Annotated in this window: 20 protein-coding genes; 8 read left to right on the top strand and 12 right to left on the bottom strand. The window is 67.3% G+C overall.

Going from position 1 to position 18,026, the window contains the following annotated elements:
• Positions 1-17 precede the first annotated feature (17 nt).
• Together ACYVLV_RS04465 and ACYVLV_RS04470 are read right to left on the bottom strand one after the other, a co-directional pair.
• Entirely contained in the window at positions 18-1,466 is a 1,449-nt protein-coding gene (locus ACYVLV_RS04465; protein ID WP_460807999.1) for a cytochrome ubiquinol oxidase subunit I, read from the bottom strand.
• 101 nt (positions 1,467-1,567) lie between these two features.
• Complete coding sequence (locus tag ACYVLV_RS04470; protein ID WP_460808001.1) at positions 1,568-2,830, bottom strand: class I adenylate-forming enzyme family protein; 1,263 nt, start codon at positions 2,828-2,830, stop codon at positions 1,568-1,570.
• A gap of 57 nt (positions 2,831-2,887) precedes the next feature.
• Between ACYVLV_RS04470 and ACYVLV_RS04475 the strand changes: the two genes are divergently transcribed.
• A complete protein-coding gene (locus tag ACYVLV_RS04475; RefSeq protein WP_460808002.1) occupies positions 2,888-4,786 on the top strand; it encodes a cation:proton antiporter in 1,899 nt (632 codons plus the stop codon).
• Here the strand turns inward: ACYVLV_RS04475 and ACYVLV_RS04480 are convergent.
• The gene (locus ACYVLV_RS04480; protein ID WP_460808003.1) at positions 4,749-6,182 is read right to left on the bottom strand and encodes an HNH endonuclease signature motif containing protein; all 1,434 of its coding nucleotides are present in this window, start codon (positions 6,180-6,182) and stop codon (positions 4,749-4,751) included. The two genes, ACYVLV_RS04475 and ACYVLV_RS04480, sit on opposite strands and share 38 nt — an antisense overlap.
• A gap of 83 nt (positions 6,183-6,265) precedes the next feature.
• Entirely contained in the window at positions 6,266-6,736 is a 471-nt protein-coding gene (gene soxR / locus ACYVLV_RS04485; protein ID WP_460808004.1) for a redox-sensitive transcriptional activator SoxR, read from the bottom strand.
• A gap of 50 nt (positions 6,737-6,786) precedes the next feature.
• Between soxR and ACYVLV_RS04490 the strand changes: the two genes are divergently transcribed.
• Positions 6,787-7,731, top strand: coding sequence for a questin oxidase family protein (locus tag ACYVLV_RS04490; RefSeq protein ID WP_460808005.1), 945 nt, complete (start codon positions 6,787-6,789; stop codon positions 7,729-7,731).
• A 22-nt stretch (positions 7,732-7,753) separates the two neighbouring features.
• On the opposite strand, the gene ACYVLV_RS04495 is transcribed toward ACYVLV_RS04490, so the two are convergent.
• The 3 genes from ACYVLV_RS04495 to ACYVLV_RS04505 all read right to left on the bottom strand — a co-directional run bounded on the left by ACYVLV_RS04495 (position 7,754) and on the right by ACYVLV_RS04505 (position 8,954).
• Positions 7,754-8,095, bottom strand: coding sequence for an HNH endonuclease (locus ACYVLV_RS04495; protein WP_460808006.1), 342 nt, complete (start codon positions 8,093-8,095; stop codon positions 7,754-7,756).
• A gap of 77 nt (positions 8,096-8,172) precedes the next feature.
• Positions 8,173-8,616: an ArsR/SmtB family transcription factor gene (locus ACYVLV_RS04500; RefSeq protein WP_460808008.1), complete on the bottom strand. Its 444-nt coding sequence runs from the start codon at positions 8,614-8,616 to the stop codon at positions 8,173-8,175.
• Positions 8,613-8,954, bottom strand: a complete 342-nt coding sequence (locus ACYVLV_RS04505; protein WP_460808010.1) for a hypothetical protein — start codon at positions 8,952-8,954, stop codon at positions 8,613-8,615. The genes ACYVLV_RS04500 and ACYVLV_RS04505 overlap by 4 nt, the downstream gene beginning before the upstream one ends.
• A gap of 203 nt (positions 8,955-9,157) precedes the next feature.
• Between ACYVLV_RS04505 and ACYVLV_RS04510 the strand changes: the two genes are divergently transcribed.
• A complete protein-coding gene (locus tag ACYVLV_RS04510; protein WP_460808011.1) occupies positions 9,158-9,799 on the top strand; it encodes an alpha/beta fold hydrolase in 642 nt (213 codons plus the stop codon).
• A gap of 121 nt (positions 9,800-9,920) precedes the next feature.
• Complete coding sequence (locus tag ACYVLV_RS04515; RefSeq protein ID WP_460808012.1) at positions 9,921-10,334, top strand: cupin domain-containing protein; 414 nt, start codon at positions 9,921-9,923, stop codon at positions 10,332-10,334.
• A 40-nt stretch (positions 10,335-10,374) separates the two neighbouring features.
• Here ACYVLV_RS04515 and ACYVLV_RS04520 read toward each other — a convergent pair whose 3' ends face one another.
• The 3 genes from ACYVLV_RS04520 to ACYVLV_RS04530 are packed head-to-tail and all read right to left on the bottom strand — an operon-like array spanning position 10,375 to position 13,582.
• Positions 10,375-12,147 carry a carbohydrate-binding domain-containing protein gene (locus ACYVLV_RS04520; RefSeq protein WP_460808014.1) on the bottom strand — a complete coding sequence of 591 codons (1,773 nt, stop codon included), beginning with the start codon at positions 12,145-12,147 and terminating at the stop codon, positions 10,375-10,377.
• Positions 12,148-12,158: 11 nt separating this feature from the next.
• A complete protein-coding gene (locus ACYVLV_RS04525; protein ID WP_460808016.1) occupies positions 12,159-12,938 on the bottom strand; it encodes a polyphosphate polymerase domain-containing protein in 780 nt (259 codons plus the stop codon).
• A complete protein-coding gene (locus ACYVLV_RS04530) occupies positions 12,935-13,582 on the bottom strand; it encodes a DUF4956 domain-containing protein (RefSeq protein WP_460808018.1) in 648 nt (215 codons plus the stop codon). Before ACYVLV_RS04530 ends, ACYVLV_RS04525 begins: the two co-directional genes overlap by 4 nt.
• Before the next feature lie 153 nt (positions 13,583-13,735).
• Here ACYVLV_RS04530 and ACYVLV_RS04535 point away from each other — a divergent pair, with 153 nt between their 5' ends.
• Both ACYVLV_RS04535 and ACYVLV_RS04540 read left to right on the top strand, forming a co-directional pair.
• Positions 13,736-14,080, top strand: coding sequence for a zinc ribbon domain-containing protein YjdM (locus ACYVLV_RS04535; protein WP_460808019.1), 345 nt, complete (start codon positions 13,736-13,738; stop codon positions 14,078-14,080).
• A gap of 36 nt (positions 14,081-14,116) precedes the next feature.
• Positions 14,117-14,590: an acyl-CoA thioesterase gene (locus ACYVLV_RS04540; RefSeq protein ID WP_460808020.1), complete on the top strand. Its 474-nt coding sequence runs from the start codon at positions 14,117-14,119 to the stop codon at positions 14,588-14,590.
• On the opposite strand, the gene ACYVLV_RS04545 is transcribed toward ACYVLV_RS04540, so the two are convergent.
• Complete coding sequence (locus ACYVLV_RS04545; protein WP_460808021.1) at positions 14,555-16,288, bottom strand: DEAD/DEAH box helicase; 1,734 nt, start codon at positions 16,286-16,288, stop codon at positions 14,555-14,557. The genes ACYVLV_RS04540 and ACYVLV_RS04545 overlap by 36 nt on opposite strands.
• A 122-nt stretch (positions 16,289-16,410) precedes the next feature.
• On the opposite strand from ACYVLV_RS04545, the gene ACYVLV_RS04550 reads away from it, so the two are divergent.
• Together ACYVLV_RS04550 and ACYVLV_RS04555 are read left to right on the top strand one after the other, a co-directional pair.
• On the top strand, positions 16,411-16,893 hold the full coding sequence (locus tag ACYVLV_RS04550; protein ID WP_460808022.1) for an RrF2 family transcriptional regulator: 483 nt from the start codon (positions 16,411-16,413) through the stop codon (positions 16,891-16,893).
• Between the two features lie 25 nt (positions 16,894-16,918).
• Positions 16,919-17,392 (top strand): cupin domain-containing protein, encoded by a 474-nt coding sequence (locus tag ACYVLV_RS04555; RefSeq protein WP_460808024.1) that lies wholly within the window; start codon positions 16,919-16,921, stop codon positions 17,390-17,392.
• Between the two features lie 157 nt (positions 17,393-17,549).
• Here the strand turns inward: ACYVLV_RS04555 and ACYVLV_RS04560 are convergent, their stop codons facing one another.
• Positions 17,550-17,993: a ferritin-like domain-containing protein gene (locus ACYVLV_RS04560; protein WP_460808025.1), complete on the bottom strand. Its 444-nt coding sequence runs from the start codon at positions 17,991-17,993 to the stop codon at positions 17,550-17,552.
• Positions 17,994-18,026: the final 33 nt, after the last annotated feature.

Raw genomic sequence — 18,026 nt, forward strand, 5'->3', positions numbered from 1 at the left:
CTGTTCGGGAGGCGCGGTCAGTAGGCGAAGGCGACAGGGCGGTCGGACTCCGGGCCGTCCACGTCGTCGTCGGCGGACACGGGATCGGGGCCCTTGTTGATGAAGGTCAGCAGGAGCTTCACCTCGACCACGGCGAGGACGCCGTACAGCAGGGTCAGGGAGATCAGCGAGGTCAGTGCCTCCCCGGTGGTGGTGCCGGGGGAGACCGCGCGCTCGGTGGTCATCAGGCCGAACACCGCCCACGGCTGACGCCCCACCTCGGTGAAGATCCAACCGAAGGAGTTGGCGAACAGTGGAAGGAAGGGCAGCGATACCGCCGCGGCCAGGAGGAATCGATTCTGTGAGACCGAGGGGCCAGCGCGTTTGCGCGTCGCCCAGAGGACCCAGCCGGCCAGCACCATGGCCAGCATGCCCATCCCCATCATGAGGCGGAAGGACCAGTAGCTGATGGGAATGGGTGGCGTGTAGTCACCGGGGCTGTAGTAGGCGGCGCCCGGGTCCTGGCCGTAGGTCTCCTGGTACTGCTCTCGTAGGTCCTTGATCCCGAGGACCTCGCCATCCATCGTGCCGGTGGCCAGGAAGGAGAGAACCCGGGGGACCTTGATCGTGAAGCGTTCCTCGCTGCCGTCGAGGCTGCCGATGGTCAGGACCGAGAAACTGGCTGGTGCCTCGGTCTCGTAGAGGGCTTCGGCCGCGGCCATCTTCATCGGTTGCACCTCGGTCATGATCTTGCCCTGGATGTCGCCACTGATCACGACGCCCAGACCGGTCACGATGACCATGACGGCACCACCGCGCACGGCCCGGCGGAACATGTGGCGGTCATCGTCGTTCTTGGCCCGGCGGGTGAGTTGCCAGAACGCGACACCGACCACGAACGCGGCGCCGGTCATGTAGGCGGACAGGATGACGTGCGGGAACGTGACGAGTTGGACCTTGTTGAGCAGGACTGCCGCGAAGTCGTTCATCTCGGCGCGGCCGGTGTCGGGGTTGAAAGCGAAGCCGACCGGGTTCTGCATCCAGGAGTTGGCCGCGAGGATGAAGTACCCCGAGAAGAGGGTCCCCAGGTGGACCAGCCACATGCAGGCTGCGTGCAGGCGGGGGGAGAGCCGGTCCCACCCGAAGATCCACAGGCCGAGGAACGTCGACTCCAGGAAGAAGGCGAGGAGCCCTTCGATGGCTAGAGGCGCGCCGAAGACGTCGCCGACGAAGCGGGAGTAGTCGCTCCAGTTCATCCCGAACTGGAACTCCTGCACGATCCCGGTCACCACGCCGATGGCGAAGTTGATCAGGAACAGCTTCCCGAAGAAGCGGGTCAACCGGAGCCAATGGGGATTGCCGGTGCGCACCCAGGCTGTCTCATAGACGGCCAGGATCAACGACAACCCGATGGTGATCGGGACGAAGAGGAAGTGATAAACGGTGACGATGGCGAACTGCCACCGGGCGATTTCGAGCGGGTCCACGAGGCTCCTCTGGGCGAGATCCGGATTCCTTGCCGACGTTAATGACGGCGGAGCTCGACGACCACGGCACGCAGTCCCGTGAATGAGGGACCTTGGTCCCCCTAGAGCTCGTCGCGGCGCACCTTGCCGGTCAGGGTGCGGGGGAGTTCGGTGCGGAAGGTCCAGGTCTTCGGGCGCTTCGGTGGGGCGAGCCGTTCGCGGGCGTACGCCGTCAACTCGTCCTCGCTGATCGATCCGACGACGGCGGCACACACGCGTTGACCCCATTCGTCATCGGGCGTCGCGAAGACGGCGATGTCGTCGACCAGGGGATGCTCCCCGAGGATCTGTTCGACTTCGAGGGGATAAACGTTGACGCCGCCGGAGATGATCAGATCGGTGCGGCGACCGTCGAGGTAGAGGTAGCCCTGGTCGTCCAGGCGCCCGAGGTCGCCGACGGTGAACTCGTCGCCGTGCGCCCCGCCCCACGCTGCGGCGGTCTTCTCGGGAGCGGCGACGTAGGTGAACCGGGCGTGCTCGGGCACCTGGCACCAGATGGTGCCGTCGTCCGCGAGTCGGAGGGTGCGGCCCGGGCGGGCGCGACCCACGGTGCCGGGGCGTTCTAGCCACTCCTCGCTGCGGCAGGCGGTGAACTGTCCCTCGGTCGATCCGTAGAACTCCCAGGTCGAGCCGTCGGGGAACAGTTCGATCAGTCGTCGCTTCACATCGGTGGGGCACGGCGCACCCGCGTGCGCGACCAGCCGGAACGAGGTCAAGTCGGGGACGGCGGTGGCGTCCCAGTGGGCGAAGAGCCGCTGAAGATGCACCGGCACGCAGAACATGGTGGTGGGTCGATGCGTTGTGATGGCCTCGGTGATGGCAACTGGATCGAAGGGTCCCGGGAGGACGACGCGACCCCCGGCCAAACGGGTCCCCATGGCGAAACGCAGGGGAGCCGAGTGATAGATCGGGCTCAGGACGAGGTTGACGTCGCTCTCCTCGAAGCCCCACAACGCGCGTTCCTCCGCGACCAGCGCCTGTGACTGCTCGACGGTCAGCAGACCGGAGTCGACACCTTTCGGGCGGCCCGTCGTACCGCTGGTGACGTGGATGGGACGACCGCGGGGGAGAGTCCGGTCGGCCAGGTGTGCCGGGGAGATCAGGGTCTGCAGGGTTTCCTCGTCCTCGACGATGAGGTCGGGTTCGAGGTCCTCGAAGATCCGCTCGCGTTCGGTGTGGGTCAGCCGTGGGTCGAGTGGGATGGGGAAGACGCCGTCGGCGAGCAGCGACAACACGGCGTCGAGGTACGCCGAGGAGCCGGGAACGAGCAACGCGACCCGACTTCCCTGGGTCACAGGGCTGTTGACGGGAGCAGCGGTCGGCACACCGGCAATGGTGCCGTGTGGGGGCTACCGCACCGACCAGGGCCCTAGGGTGAGGCCGTGACCGAGACCTGGGACTCCCTCGCGCAGACCTTCGAATCGCTCAAGCCGGCGCCGTACCTGGGCCTGGTGATGGTCGCTGCGGTCAGTGCGCAGTGGCTGGGCTGGAAGCTCAAGGTGCCGTCGATCCTGCTCCTGCTGGGGGTCGGGTTCGGGCTGGGGCGGCTGGCCGACCCGGAGGTCGTGCTGGGTCAGGACATCCTGTTCGGCGGAGTGACCCTGGCCGTCGGGATCATCCTGTTCGAGGGCAGCCTCTCGCTCAGCGTCGGAGCGCTACGCGAGTTGAGTACGCCGGTCCTGCGGCTGTGCACGGTCACCGTGGCGGTGGCGTGGGTCCTGATCACGGGCGCGGCTCTTCTGGTCGGGTTCGAGGTCGAGGTGGCGCTGCTGGTGGGGGCGATCCTGGTGGTCACCGGGCCGACCGTGATCGCTCCGATCCTGAGGCAGCTGCGCCCCACGCGTCGGGTGGCGTCGATGCTGCGGTGGGAGGGCATCGTGGTCGATCCGATCGGTGCCGTGCTGGCGGTGCTGGTGTTCCAGGGCGTTCTGGCCGGTCGCTTGGACCAAGCGGTTCCGCAGGTCCTGTGGAGTCTGGCGGCCACCGTGCTGATCGGTTTCGGGATCGCCCTCTCGCTGGGTTGGGCCCTGACCAGACTGATGCGCGCGAACGCGATCCCCGACTTCCTGCACGGGGTGGTGTTCCTCGGTGCCGCCGTGGGTGCGCTGGTCGCCTCCAACGCGCTGCAGCCCGAGAGCGGTCTGCTCACGGTGACGGTGCTGGGGGTGTATCTGGGGAGTCAGCCGAATCTCCACCTCGAGCACGTGATCGAGTTCAAGGAGCACCTGCAGGTGCTGTTCGTCGGCGCCCTGTTCGTGATCCTGGCCGGGCGCGTGGCACCGGAGGAGATCGGAGCCATCGCACCGAAGGCGGCTGTCTTCATCGTGTTGTTGCTGCTGATCCGGCCGATCAGCATCGTCGTCGGGCTGTGGGGAACCTCCGCCACGCGCGAGGAGCGCAGCCTGCTCGCCTGTATGGCGCCGCGCGGGATCGTCGCGGCTGCGGTCACCAGCATCTTTGCTCTGGAGTTCGCCCACTCCGCGGACGTGGCCGCCGAGGAGGGCGACGTCGAGCGGGCGGCCGAGCTCACGCGCTTGGCTGCCCAGGTCTCGGAGTTGGTGCCGTTGGTGTTCCTGGTCATCGTGGCCACGGTCGCCATCTATGGCCTGGGCGTGGGTCGTTTGGCCGAGCGGCTGGGATTGGCGACGTCATCCCCACAGGGGGTGCTCTTCGTAGGTGCTCAGCCGTGGGTCGTCGACGTTGCCGTGACCCTGGAGAAGGCCGACGTGACCTGCTTGGTCGTGGATCGGGAGTACGCCGCTCTCAGCGGCGCCAGGATGGCCGGAGTCGCTACCGAGGCCGCCAACATCCTCAGCGACTACGCGGTCAGAGACATGGAGCTGGCCGGGATCGGTCGCTTGATCGCGTGCACGCCCGATGACGAGGTCAACGCCACCGCGGCCCGGGAGTTCGCCCATGTCCTGGGTCGGGCCAACGTGTATCAACTGCGTCGGGCCGGCTCCGATGAATCGACGCCGCGGCACAGCCGACGCGAGGCGGCCGGACACCTGACCGCGACCACCCCGTTCTCTCCTGGTGCCGATCACGCGGAGTTGGAGGACTTGGTGGCACAGGGAGCCGTGGCCAAGTGCACCAAACTGACCGAGGAGTTCCCTCTCGACGCCTTCCGTCGGCACTACGGGGACCGGGCGGTCATCCTGTTCGTGGTGGACGACGGCGAGGTGGACGTGGTCACCTCCGCCTACGACGTCCCCGAGTCCGGGGTTGCCGTGATCGCGTTGGTCATCGAACCGGAGGACACACCCGCAGGTGACGCTTGAACGACTCGTCGGGATCGCTGGTCTGATCAACGGTCCCGTCGGGAGTCCGGAGGAATCGTTGGCCGTGGGTGTCGCTCCAGAGGTAGACCCCGGGTTCGATCGGTCGATAACGCCAACCGGCATGGGTCTTCAGTTGATGATGATGTCGACACAGGGGAGCGAGATTGCATTCGCAGGTCCTTCCGGATTCTCGGAAGGGACAGATGTGGTCGAGATCGCAGGCCTTCGCGGGTCTCCGACAGAACGGGAAGACGCAGGTCTGATCGCGAAGGACCACTGATTCGCTCAGTGTCTTAGAGGGCCGGTAGTGGTCTTCGCCCTCGTGTTCGTGGGTGGTGGGGGTGAGATCGATCAGGCCACGAACCGTGATGTGGGTGTCGGGTCGCGCGGCCCAGTCCCGAACCTGATCGGCCACGAAGACGCGCCCGTCGGCTCCCGTCGCGACGTTGCTGGCTCCGCGGAGAGTGTCGGCGGTCAGGTGCACGATGAGATCCAGGGTGCGGCGAGGAGTCCCGGAGGTGGTTTCGTGCCCAGCCAGCAACGCGGCAGCTCGATCGGGGTCGGCGAGGACGCCGACCGCGAGAGCGCGACGGGTGTCGAGGCTCTCGTCCTCGCCTTCCTCGGTGTGCTTGAGGGCTTCGGCGATCGCGTTGATGGTGAGGTCGAAGTGGGCGAGGTCGGCCCAGTCGGTGTTGATCACCATCTCGGCCAGACCGTTGGTCAGCGTGAGGTCCTGGTCACGATCGAAGAAGACCGACCGCTTCTGCAGGGCGTCCAGACGGTCGTGCTCGGCCTGCTCGGGGTGGAGCGCGAGCTCGGCTTCCGCCAGCATCCGGTCGACGGTGACCAGCCCGGAGGTGTCGGCGATGGGAGCGAACTTCGCATCGAGATACTCCACGACGTCCGGAGCCTTGCCGATGCAGGCCTGGGCGATCTTGCGGGCCTTGTGGACCGGGACAGCTCCGGTGAGGGTGCGACGGTAGATGCCGGGCAGTCGGTGACACAGAACCAGCGCGTCGCGCAGGTAGGCGCGTCCGCCGGTGGTGGACATGTGATTGGCGGCCGAGAAGGATGCGGCGCAGTCCCACCGGATCTGCGGGATGCCGAACCACTCGAGTTCGTGGAGGTCGTCGACGGTCGAGGAGACGGGGGAGCCGTCCTCGTCCATCTCCCAGGAGCCGGCGTACGCCTTGCCCTCCTTGCCGGGCTTCCACCAGATCTGTCGGCCCTGGTCGTCGAGCTCGGGGTGGGCGTGAGCCCACTCGACCGCCAGCTCGAGCACGCGGGCCTCGCCCTGAGCAACCGCGCGACGGTGACGACGGATGGCGACGATGAGATCCGTCGGTGTAGGGGCAGCGTCAGCCGGGTCCACGGGCTCCGACGGCGACTGACTCATAGAGTCATGATACGGGAACATGCATTCGGAAACAACAGTTCAGCGAGAATTCTCGACTAACTTTTCTCGGTCGCTCCGGGTGGTCAGTCCTGCTCGACCCGCCTGTCCCAACGGACGGCGCCCGCGCCCAACTGAGATAATTCGTCGTTGCGGTTGTAGAGAGCGCACGCCTTCAGCGACAGGCATCCGCACCCGATGCAGCCGTCGAGCGAATCGCGAAGTCGCTGGAGATGTTCGATGCGCTCGTCCAATCGCTGTCGCCACCTCTGCGAGAGCCGCGCCCAGTCCGCCTTGGTCGGCGTACGGCCAGAGGGCAGCGTCGCCAGAGCGACCGCGATGTCGGCCAGGGAGATCCCAACTCCCTGAGAGACCCGGATGAACGCCACGCGCCTGAGTACGTCGCGGCTGTAACGGCGCTGGTTGCCGGCCGTGCGCGTGCTCTCTATGAGCCCTTCTCGTTCATAGAAGTGGAGCGTCGGGACGCTCACTCCCGAGCGCTCTGCGCAGGCGCCGGGTGTGAGGTGTTGGCCTCGGACTTCCGCGTGCGATGTCATGTTTCACCATCCCTTGACCTCAACTTATGTTGAGGTTGTCCAATCATCGTATGACCTACGACGTGCTCGACGACGCATACGACCGCCTCCGGCTGACCGGGCCTGAGTTCGACGGCTGGTTGAGCAACCACGGACCGATGGCGGCCGAGGCCCTCGCGCGCCACGGACACGAGGACGAGATCTCCAGCTGGCTCGACGGGTATGCCCGGCGCCTCGAAGCCGTTCCGGGATCGTCACGGAGGATCGACGACTGGCGCAGTGCGCTGGGCGATCCGCGGCGGTTGGGTGATTGGCTTGCTTGGTTCGAGGAGCAGCTACGTGAAGAGTCGTGGACCGACGTGCTTCGGACCTGGTGGCCACGCCTCCTCCCCGGAATCGCCGCGGGCGCCACGCACGGGGTGATCCGGGTCGGTCACGCGGTGCGGGTGCTGCGCGAGGAGGGCGAGACCCCAGCGCGCGTCGCCGAGCTGGCGCAGGGACTGGGGTATTGGGCGGCACGGTGGCAGCGGGTGCCTGGAGCGACCGGTCCGGGAGGTTTGCTCGATGCGGAGTCCGCGGTTGGCTGGCCGCAAGCCCGGCGTGCGATAGCGGCACCCGCGGATTGGGAGGGGTTCCTTCGCGACCTGGTGACCGCCGCTGTCCGGCGATACGCAACCCACGCCCACGGCAACCCCGTGATGCTCGTCCATGCTGCGACGGCTCCCAATGCAGTACTTCGGGTGCTTCCCTCACTGCCCGCGGAGCACTGGTCAGCCAGTGCATCGGCGGCATGGTCAGCTTCGGCGGCCGTCCATGCCGCGTATTCACCTACCGCAGGTCGTCCGTACCCCTCTGCGCCGGCGACAGCCGCTGACGCCTTCGACCGGGCGAGCCGGCACGGCGATGAACACGTGATCAAACTGGCCGACACCGCCCTCGACGCCTTCTCGTGGACCGGCGACGACATCGCGCTCTCGGCGGTTGCCAGGGCAGCCGACGCTATCGACGTCGAGTGAAGCAGGGCTGGCGCCCGGAGTTCTACGGCGTGGCGACCGCGCGAGCGAGCTGGAGTTGGCGGGTCAAGAATTGCTGTTCGTCCAGTTTCTTGCGGCGCATCCAGCCGGTGACCTCAGCGTTGCACTTGCTGGCGTTGCACGACCCGCAGGCAGGCACGACGTTGTCGAGCGTGTAGCGACCGCCGCGGGAGATGGGGAGCACGCAGTCCTTCTGCAATGCGTTGTTGGAAGCCCCGCAGTAGGCGCATCCCTCCCACGCAGCCTTGAGCGCGAGCCACTGTGCGTCTGTGAGGTCGTGCTCGACCTTGGACATCCGCCGTTTGCGACGACGGGCGTACGTCGCTGCTTTCTTGGGGGTCGGCACGTTGCGACCCTAGCCAGGTCCAGCGCCGAGCAGTGGGACGCGCCGGCCTCGCAGGCCGTCGTCGAGTGGGCGTCGCGTCAGAACTGTTTGCGATTCTCAAGAACAAGTTCGGCGGGGGTCAGGTTGTCGAGGATCCGGTCCTGCTTGTTGAGTAGCTGGTTGCTGGTGAACATCTGCCGGACCTGCCCTGGCGAGGCGGGCGAGATTGCCGATGCTGGCTCGAAGCGGCCGATCCACGCGCCGGCTACGTCGAGGAGGCGAGAGGCGTCGAGGCGATAGAGGCGTTCGCGCCCATCGCCACTCTCGACAAGGTGAACCAGTCCGGCCTCCTGCAGCGTCTTGAGGTGGCGGCTCACGGTGGCCCACGTGGTGGAGAAGCGTTCGGCGACCTCTTTGGAGGTCATCGACTCTCCACGCGCGAGCAGCACGAGCAGTATCTGGCGACGAGCCGAGTGAGCGAGTGCCTCGAACACGACGGCGACGTCATCGAGCTCGGCGAGGGGTGACGGCGCAGTACTCATCCCTGCTGACCCAGACGGGTGAACGAGGCGAACTCGAGACCCGGTCGGTCGTCACGCGATTCGCACAGCGCGGCCATCGGTTCCCAGATCGCTATCACTTCGGGCACCTCGGAGGCCCGTTCGGCAGCATCGGTGCTGGCCCACTCGAACACCTCTACGTAGACGGGCATCGAGGCGGCCGGTCGACGCAGAACCTGCGCCGGGAAGTCAGTGATCAGGCCCAGCTCACGCAGGGTCGGCGCGTGGACTTCGAGCCACCGTTCGAACGCGGCCTGCTCTCCGTCGCGAACCCGGTAGGTGCAGATCACCACCGGGCCGCGCCCTTCGATCGGGCTCATGAGGCAACCCCGGCGATCGCGGCCGCATCGAAGATCACGGTGACCTCGGCGAACGCACCGCCGTCGACCATCTCGGCCAGAAAGCCGTTCATCGCCCGAACATTGGCTGCGTGCATATCCTTACGTGGAAGCGTAATCAATCATGCTTGGCGAACGCGGTGGTCTCTCGAGAACGGCTCACGATGTGCCGGTGTTAGCGTGAGGTGGTGGCCACCTTCGCACTCATCCACGGTGGCGGCGGGACCGCCTGGGACTGGCATCGCGTCACGCCGCTGCTTCGAGACCGCGGCCACGAGGTGGTCGCCGTCGATCTTCCCAACGAGGAGCCCTCGGCGGGATGGTCGGAGTATGTCGACGCCGTCGTCGAAGCAGTGGGCACACCGGACGACCTCGTAGTAGTGGGGCACTCGCTCGGCGGCTTCACCGCACCACTCGTGTGTGCGCGGATACGGACCGACCTGCTGGTCCTCGTCGCTGCGATGGTTCCGGCGCCCGGCGAGCTTTTCTCCGACTGGTGGGCCAACACGAGCCACAAGACCAGCGGCGACGAGGACGTGTTCTACAACGATGTGCCGCCCGTCCTGGTGGCCGAGGCGATTCGCCGCGAGCGAGGCGAGGATGCCATCGCGCTGGAGCAACCATGGCCGCTGGAGACGTGGCCGGATACACCGACGAAGTACCTACTGTGTCGTGACGACCGGATGTTCCCTGCACCGTGGGCGCGTCGCCATGCTCGCGAGCGCCTCGGCATCGACGCCGACGAGGTCGACGGCGGCCACTACGTCGCGCTCTCGCACCCGAAAGAGCTGGCTGACCGCCTTGCCCAGTACGCGGCGGAGATCTGATCTGGCCATTCCCCAGGCGGCCGTCAGGTTCGGGCGCGTTGCTGTTGACGAACGAACGCTCCACCACGACCGGAAGAGCATCCGCACCCGCCTCTGGTGACTCGCGCGTAGGCTCCAGCACATGTCAAAGGGGTTCGTCAGGCACGCGGGTGAGGGCCCGCCACTTCCAGGCGCGGGCGGCAGCGTCCTTGCCGGCGCCGCAGAAACCGATGGTGCGTTCAGCCTGCTGGTCAGTCATGCCCCCGTCGGCGACGGCGCCCCGCTCCACACTCACGCTCAGGAGAGCGAGTCGTTCTTCGTCCTGGGCGGTGCTTATCAGATCGAATGTGGAGACGAGAGGTTCCAGGCCCGAGAACACGACTTCGTTTACCTCCCCGCCGGGGTTCCGCACGCTTGGCGGGTCGTGGGTGACACGCCGGGAAGCAAGCTGATTCTTGCGGTCCCTGGTGGGATCGAGTCGTTCTTCGACGACCTCGCGGCCGGCGTGAGTATTGACGATTTGACCCATCGGCACGGGGTTCACTTCCTGACCTGACCCCGGCGGGTGATCACCAGACAGCGGCCTCGAGGTGAGGTCAGTCGGCGACGACCGTGCCGAGGCTGGTGCCGTCGGTGGCCGTACCGTCCAGGACGAGCCAGCCGATGCTCGTCCCGGTGACCTCGCCTCCGACCGAGATCGTGTACTCGGCTCCCGCCTCGAGCAGCTCTGATGAGTAGATGTAGGACTCCGAGGCCTTCGGGGTGGTGAAGGAGGAGACCTGCGTGCCGTCGTCATCGGTGATGGTGATGACGGTGCCGGCTGGAACGACGCTGCTCAGCGTGAGCGCGAGGGTGGCCTGGGTGGAGTCCTCGCCGGGAGCGACCGCCATGGTGGCCATGCCGTTCGCTGCGAGCGTTCCGCCAGAGATGGTGAACACGTCGTCCACGTCGAGGGCACCTTGGCGGATATTCTCGGTTCCGGAGACCACGAGGGTGCCCCCGGTCATAGACATGGATCCGTTGACGTCCACGCCGTCACTGGTCGTGTCGACGACGTACGTGCCGCCACTGAACTCCAAGAACCGGGTCCCGTTGTCCCCCTCGGCGGGGCCGCCGAAGCCGCTTCCCTCCATAGCGGACACCGTGAGCGCGCCGAGATCGTCGACCGGGTCGGTGGTGGTGGCTTCGTCCTCAGGGCCGGCGCCCTCCATCGGCGGACCACCCATCCCTCCGCCACCCTCGGGACGCCCGCCCTCCATCGCACCGGGATCGGCGGCGGTGTCAGTGGTTGCCTCGGCCGTCTCCTCGGCGAGCTCTTCCGCGCCCCCCGAAACGTTGATGCCGTCGTCGGAGGCAACCACCGAGACGTCGCCACCGGAGAGATACATATAGGCGCCTTCGATGCCTTCGACGCTCTCGGTGATGCTCACGTCTCCACCGGCGATGCGCAGGACGTTGTCGGAGTGGATGCCATCGTCGCCCGCGGCGACCGTCAGGTCCCCGTCCAGGATCGTGACCTGGCGGGCGGCATCGATCGCGTCGGAGCCGGCGGTGAGGTCCAGCGTCCCTCCGTCGATCCAGACGACGCCGACCGCTGCGTCCGGTTCGTCGGCCACCGACTCGTTGTCGGATCGCAGGGCGTCACCCTCGACGTCCACGATGAGCGTGCCACCGGTGATCACCAGGTGGTCCTTGCCGCGTACGCCGTCGTCCGCGGCGGTGACCGAGACGTCACTCCCGGCCATGACCAAGGTGTCCTTCGAGGTGATCGCGTCAGCGGCGTACGCCGTGACCGACAGTGCGCCGTCACCTGCGATCCACAGGTCGGCGGTCGAGAACAGGGTCGCGTTGGGTGAGTCCTCGACGGTGTCGTCCACTGTGCTGCCGGCAGTGTCAGCGAGCACGTTCTTCGTGTCGTCTGCCAGCCAAACCACTACGTGGTCGGCCTCGATGACGTTGATCGCGGCCACGTCCGCGGCCGTGATGTCCACGCCGTCGAGCACGAGGTTGACCACCCCGTCAGGCGCGTCGACGACCAGAGAACCCGACGTCAGCGTGCCGCTGATCCGGTAGGTTCCGGCCGTGGTGATCGTGACGGTGTCGCCGTCGATGCTGACGCCGTCGCCGCCCTCGGAGGAGTCGTCGGCCAGCGTGACGTCCACTGCGTTGGCCACGTCGAAGGACAGGTCGGCTTCGTCGATCGCGAGGTCCGAATAGCTCAGCTCGGTCACGGGGCCCGACACGGACGAGACGTTCACGGCCGACGTCGTGCCGGTCGCGCTGGTGACATCGGTGGTGGTGCTGCAACCGCTGAGGATCAGCGCCGCGCCCAGGGTGAATGCGGCGAGCAGGTGGGAGGGCTTCTTCATGTCGTGTCCTTCTAGGAGGCCGCGGCGGACGCGGCAGGGGTGGGAACGTAGCGGCGCAGGGAGCGCGACCACCGGTTCGAGGGGAGGTCGGGGCGGAGGGCAGCGAGCGAGGTGCCGTACTTGCTGATGGACGCCGGGCGGACGCCGCTCGCCCACAGGGCGCGGTCGACATCGCCGGCGGCACCGGCGGATTTGGTTTCGACGATCAGCACGTCGCCGTAGTCCATGCGCCGGCCGTGAGCGTCGGCTGCCGCGACGTGCCGGTCCACGGTCACCCGTGCGTCGGCCGTCACAAGCGTGACGCGTTCGTACGACGTGGTCAGCGTCTCGGCGAGCAGGTGAGCCCGGTCGCCGATCCGCTCGAACCCGGCGGCGAAGTCGGCCGCTGCCTCGGGAAGGAGGCCGTCGGCCCCCCGCGCGTCCGGGTGCAACCACTCGCGGCTCTTGGCCGTGGCGCCGGAGGGAGCCCGGGTCTTCACCTCGACGGCGACGGAGCCGGTGTCCAGGTAGTGCCGGGTCCGCACCTTGTAGCGGTGGGGCCGACGGCGTACCGCGTCGCGGAAACTGTCGAGGTCCGAGGTGTCGTAGTACGTCGAGGCGTAGCGGAAGCTGCGGCGACCCTCTATCTGGAGCACGCTCGGAGTCCCGGGGAGCGAGCCCAGCACGTCGCCCCAGGTGTGGGGGCGGACGACGTACTTCCGGTCCACCCGGGTCTGCAGAGCCGCACGCTCGTCCACCTCGTCGAGCGTGAGGGCGGGAAGGGTGTGGACGATGTCCAGCCAGTCGGTCATCGGATCCCCGCGGTGGTCGCGTACGGCGAGGTGACGGACGAGGCCCCGGTGGAGGCGCTGCCCAGGTGAGCGTCCAACGAATCGTCCGCGCTGCGCTCGGCCAGGGGCAGGGTGAACCTGACGTCGCACAGGGTGGTCTCGGAGACCATGTCCACCTTGCGCAGCGTCACCCGGTCGATGCGAGCACCGAGGATGGCCCCGAGGAGGTCGCGGGCGACGGCTTCGTCGGTGATCGCGCGATCCAGCACCATGGTCTGCTGACGGGCCCGGGAGAAAAGGGCGGGGCTGTCGCCCACCGCGATGACGCCCAGCAGGACCGCCATCAGCGTGAAGCTCACGAGAGGCGAGATGGAGGGGAAGCCGCCCAGCAGTCCGAGCGCGATCGCGGTGAAGTAGTAGGCGATCTCGGCGTGGTCCATCTCGGTGGACCGGAGGCGGATGATCGAGAGCACCGCGAAGATGCCGAGCCCGAAACCGAGCGACAGGTCGGCGGTGGCCATCGCGTAGGTGACGCCCATGACGCCCACGTTGATGGACATGAACGCGACGATCAGGTCGCGGCGGCGGTGACGCGGGAAGTACAGGGCGAAGACCATGAGGCCGATGGCGATGAGATCGGCCGCGATGAAGGCGAAGACAGACATGGGGATCCTTGGGGCTCAGGTGGTGGCTGGGAGGTTGATGACCCCATATGACACGACCTACGTGGGCAGGGTCTGTGCGTCGGTTGTGGCTTGTCTGTGAACCTTTTCGCGACCAGGTGCTGGGCGTGGCAGGTCGTCGCTACGCTGACGCCCGTGTCTGACTCCCTGCCCCCGTGCCCCGAATGCTCGAGCGAGTACACCTACGAGATGGGTGCGCTGCTGGTCTGCCCGGAGTGCGCGCACGAGTGGGGCTCCGACCCGGTGGAGGCGGAGCCGGAGTCGGTCGTCAAGGACGCGGTCGGCAAGGTCCTGGCGGATGGCGACACCGTGATCGTCACCAAGACGCTCAAGGTCAAGGGGAACCCGACCCCGATCAAGGCGGGCACCAAGGTCCGCAACATCCGTCTGGTCGACGGTGTCGACGGCCACGACATCGACTGCCGGGTGGATGGGTTCGGGTCGATGCAGCTCAAGTCCTCCGTGGTGAAGAAGGCCTGAGCGCTCACGCTGAGTCGAGATCGCTAACCTGTGCCGGTGACCGACACGAACCGCATTTCCGAACTGCTGGCTGACTTCCCGGTTCAGGTGGAGATCCCTGTCGCCTGGGGCGACATGGATGCCATGGGCCACGTGAACAACGTCGTCTACTTCCGCTACTTCGAGACCGCGCGGATCACCTGTTTCGCCGAGCTCGGCCTGGGTGCCATCGAGCAGTCCAACGACGTCGGTCCGATCCTGCACTCGGCGAGCTGCCGGTTCCGGATCCCGCTGACCCACCCCGACACCGTCACCGTTGGTGCGCGGATCGGTGAGATCAGCGAGGACCGGTTCGTGATGCTCTACCGGGCCGTGAGCCACCGTCACGGCGCGGTCGCAGCAGACGGAGAGTCGCTGATCGTCACCTTCTCCTACGCCACCAACACCAAGGCCCCGGTGTCCGATGAACTCCGAGCGCTCCTGGTGGGTCTGCGGTCAGGCGTCGACGTCGGTCAGGGTGGCGGACGGTAGCCAGTCGGCTCCGAGGAGTTCGGCCAGGGCGGTGAGGCCGGTCGTGTCGCTTCCCACCGTGTCGGAGGCGGCGGCGATGCGTTCGACCATGACCTTGCCGACCTTTTCCTCGACGGTGCCCTCGGCATAGGCGATGTGCCACGGCGAGACCTGGTGGTCGCGGTGGGTGCGGCCGGTGACCTGTCGTGCGGCGATGCCGGAGAAGCGGGCTTGGTGGAAGACGCCGACCCGGGGTTCGGTGCTGGCTTGGCGGCCCTGAGAAAGGGTTTCGCCGGCGTGCAGGCTGATCGAGGCGACCGTGGTGAAGACGCAGACCTTGGCCTGCCCGGTCTGGAAGCGGAGCCGTTCGGCCTCGGGGTCGAACCGGTCGCGGCCGTAGATGGTGGCGACCTCGATGCCGGAGTCACGCAACCGGTCGGCGATGGGGTCGGCCGCGGTCGCGACGAACTCCACCGAGCACGCCACCTGTCGCTCGGCCTCGACCTGCTGGGCGATCCAGGCGACCGTCGAGTCGACGCGGATCAGGCCGGCCTTCTGCCGGAAGCGCAGCAGCGCGGCTCGCCCCTTCGCGATGTTGCGGCCGTGTCGGGCGATGTCCATCTCCCGACAGAACTCACCCCACTCGGCCTCGTACGCCGTGCGCTCCACTGGCGTCAGCGCCACCGGCATGCCGGAGATCGGCACCGGACCCCACGGTGCGGCGCGGTGCAGCATCGCCGGAGGCCGCTCCTCGTCGAGCCAGCCGCGAACCAGTTTGAGGTCCGACGCGCGCCGGGCGGGGTCGGTGGTCCACGTGGCGCCGTACCGTCCCTGATCCACCCCCACGCCGTGTCGCTCTAGGGCGCTGGTGAAGGTCGACCCGGGTTGGGTCGCGGAGGTCCAGTCCTTCATCGGCTCGCCGAGCACCTGCGCGTAGGCCGGAGCAAGGTAGGGCAGTTCGAGCGGCGTGTGGCCGGGCGTCGCGGTCACAGCGATCACGAACGGTGCCTTGTCGTGAGGGCGCCCGTGACCCGAGATCCGTGCCCAGAGTTTCCAGCGCTTCGTGGTCGTACGCCGCAGCGCGTGAGCCTCGTCGGCGATGATCACGTCCCAGGTGTGATCGGTGACCTTCTCCAGCCGGTCCCACGTGATCACGACCCAGTCGAGCCCGCCGTCGCCCAGCGCCGTGATGGTGCGGCACCAGTGGCCGATCGTGATCGCCGCGGGTCGGTCGGCGACGACGAGCACTCGTTGCGCACCGCGCAGGTCGCCCACCGCGGTCGCCCCGAGGACCGCGGAGATCGTCTTGCCCACGCCGGGCTCGTCGGCCAGCAGGAACTGCCGTCCGCCCGCCGCGGCGCGATCCGCGATCGCATCGGCCGCCTCGAACTGGATCCTGCGGGGCTCGAGTTCCTCGGTCGCCACGGGGTTGGGCGTCGGGTGGTCGGGATTGAGCGTGTTCTCGACGAACCGGCCGAGCGTGTACGGACCGGGGGAGTAGGGCGCGAGGTTCGCTGGCAGCGAGCGCCCGACGTACAGGTGGGTCTTGACCGCCGGATGCCAGGAGGCGCCGTCGACCGTCGTCCCGTAGGGCACGTCGAGCACCCACAGCCGCTCGCCCGGACCGGCGGCCGGCAACGGTCGCGGTGGCTGCCGAGTCCCGCCCCGGCGTGAGGATCCGCTGCGTCGACGTGCACTGGATCGACGAGGACTGGCCATCCCCGGACGCTAGCGGGGCCTCGGCCCCGAACAGAGACGGCTCGCCCACGTCCGTCGCTCAGTCGATGCCTCTCTTCACCACCCGGTGGTCTCTGCTATTCCAGACATGTAATATCCGGAATATGAAGATGAGCCAGGGCGTCGAGTGGGCATTGCACAGCTGTCTGAATATGTCCTGGTTGGACCCGGAAGAGTCCATCACCGGGCGCAGGCTCGCCGCCTTCTACGAGCTCCCGACCGCGTACTTGAACAAGCAACTGCAGGCACTGGCGCGGGCCGGCATTCTGTCGTCGGTCTCCGGGCCCCGCGGGGGATTTCGTCTGGCTCGGCGTATCGATCAGATCACCCTGCTCGACGTTGTCGTGGCCATCGAGGGCCGCGAGGAGCTCTTTCGGTGTGAACAGCTGCTGCGCCACGGTCCCGGGGGTTCCGCGAAGGTCGACTATCGCGAGACGTGCCTGATCTCGGGCGCGATGCGCAGGGCGGACCTGGCGTGGCGGGCCGCCCTGGCCGAGCAAACGATCGCGGACATCAGGGCTGACGTCGAGCGAATCCATCCACACACCCGCGATGCCACGTTGAACCACTTCCACCACTCGGGCTGAACCCACCCACCACCAGGAGACCGGCATGAATGCCACACCCGTACTCGTACGCGCCGCTCAGGCCGAAACCGTGACCGATGGGTCGACCAGCCTCATCACCCTGCTCGCGGATGCTCCGGAAACCGGCGGCGCGGTGACGATCAACCGCGCCACCCTCGACGTCGACTCACCCGGTGCACCCGTCCACATGCACACCCACGCGTCGGAAAGTTTCTATGTCCTGGACGGGGAGCTTCAGGTGCTCGTCGACGACGTGATCGTCAATCTTGCCAAGGGCGACTTCCTCCTCGTGCCTCCTGGCTCGACCCATGCGTTCGCGCCACCCAGGGGAAAGCGGGCCGACATTCTGGTCGTCTTCACCCCGGGGGTGCGTCGCTTCGACTACTACCGACTTCTCGGGCGGGTGCATAGCGGTGAGGCCGACCTGGCCGACATCGCGGCATCGGCGCAGGAGTTCGACAATCACTACGCCACAAGCGACATCTGGTCAACACGGTAGGCGCCGGTCGACCTCAGCCGAGCCTGAGACTTCTCATGGGTCAGTCGGCGTACGCCGCGCCCTGACGAATGGCGAGCTCGACAAGGTCGCCGAGTACGAGGCCCGCTGAAGTCTCATGACTCCAGCGGGCCTCGGCTGCCGTCGCGAATCCGGCTGGTCAGGCCGCGACCTCGAGAGCCTTCACCTCGTCGCGTGCGGCGAGGATCGCGGCGTGCTGCCGACTCACAACCTCGTGGAAGCCGGCACTGAGATCCTGCTCGAGCGCCTTCTCGTACTCGGACACGGCGTGGTCCTCCCCGGTCGACGCCGCCTTGAGAAGACCTTCGGCGGAGTCGCCGGTGAGGGCGTCCTTCAGCGACAGCCACCCGCGGTGCACGGTCGCGGCGACCGAACCACTCTCATCGACGTCGTCGCCGTAGTCGTGACCGAGGGCGACGATCTCGCGGTGGAACTCGGCGCGCTGCTCGGATAGGCGCTGGAAGGTAGCGGCCCATACGGAGTGGTCGTCGCCCTTTAACTTCTCAGCCGCGCTGGCGAAGCCCTGCTCACCGTCCTTGAGCGTCTCGACCAGTTCCTTGGCTACCTGCTTGTCGTCCGACACGATGGCTCCTTCTGCGAGAGGTGGGTGTGACTG

This window comes from Nocardioides salsibiostraticola (genome assembly GCF_054783655.1).

Excerpts from the sequence above, each read along its gene's own strand:
- ACYVLV_RS04525 (WP_460808016.1), bottom strand. The coding sequence starts at position 12,938 with ATGACCGACTGGCTGGACATCGTCCACACCCTTCCCGCCCTCACGCTC.
- ACYVLV_RS04505 (WP_460808010.1), bottom strand. The coding sequence starts at position 8,954 with ATGAGCCCGATCGAAGGGCGCGGCCCGGTGGTGATCTGCACCTACCGG.
- ACYVLV_RS04520 (WP_460808014.1), bottom strand. The coding sequence starts at position 12,147 with ATGAAGAAGCCCTCCCACCTGCTCGCCGCATTCACCCTGGGCGCGGCG.
- soxR (WP_460808004.1), bottom strand. The coding sequence starts at position 6,736 with ATGACATCGCACGCGGAAGTCCGAGGCCAACACCTCACACCCGGCGCC.
- ACYVLV_RS04530 (WP_460808018.1), bottom strand. The coding sequence starts at position 13,582 with ATGTCTGTCTTCGCCTTCATCGCGGCCGATCTCATCGCCATCGGCCTC.
- ACYVLV_RS04480 (WP_460808003.1), bottom strand. The coding sequence starts at position 6,182 with ATGAGTCAGTCGCCGTCGGAGCCCGTGGACCCGGCTGACGCTGCCCCT.
- ACYVLV_RS04545 (WP_460808021.1), bottom strand. The coding sequence starts at position 16,288 with ATGGCCAGTCCTCGTCGATCCAGTGCACGTCGACGCAGCGGATCCTCA.
- ACYVLV_RS04500 (WP_460808008.1), bottom strand. The coding sequence starts at position 8,616 with ATGAGTACTGCGCCGTCACCCCTCGCCGAGCTCGATGACGTCGCCGTC.
- ACYVLV_RS04555 (WP_460808024.1), top strand. The coding sequence starts at position 16,919 with ATGAATGCCACACCCGTACTCGTACGCGCCGCTCAGGCCGAAACCGTG.
- ACYVLV_RS04515 (WP_460808012.1), top strand. The coding sequence starts at position 9,921 with ATGTCAAAGGGGTTCGTCAGGCACGCGGGTGAGGGCCCGCCACTTCCA.
- ACYVLV_RS04490 (WP_460808005.1), top strand. The coding sequence starts at position 6,787 with ATGACCTACGACGTGCTCGACGACGCATACGACCGCCTCCGGCTGACC.
- ACYVLV_RS04550 (WP_460808022.1), top strand. The coding sequence starts at position 16,411 with ATGAAGATGAGCCAGGGCGTCGAGTGGGCATTGCACAGCTGTCTGAAT.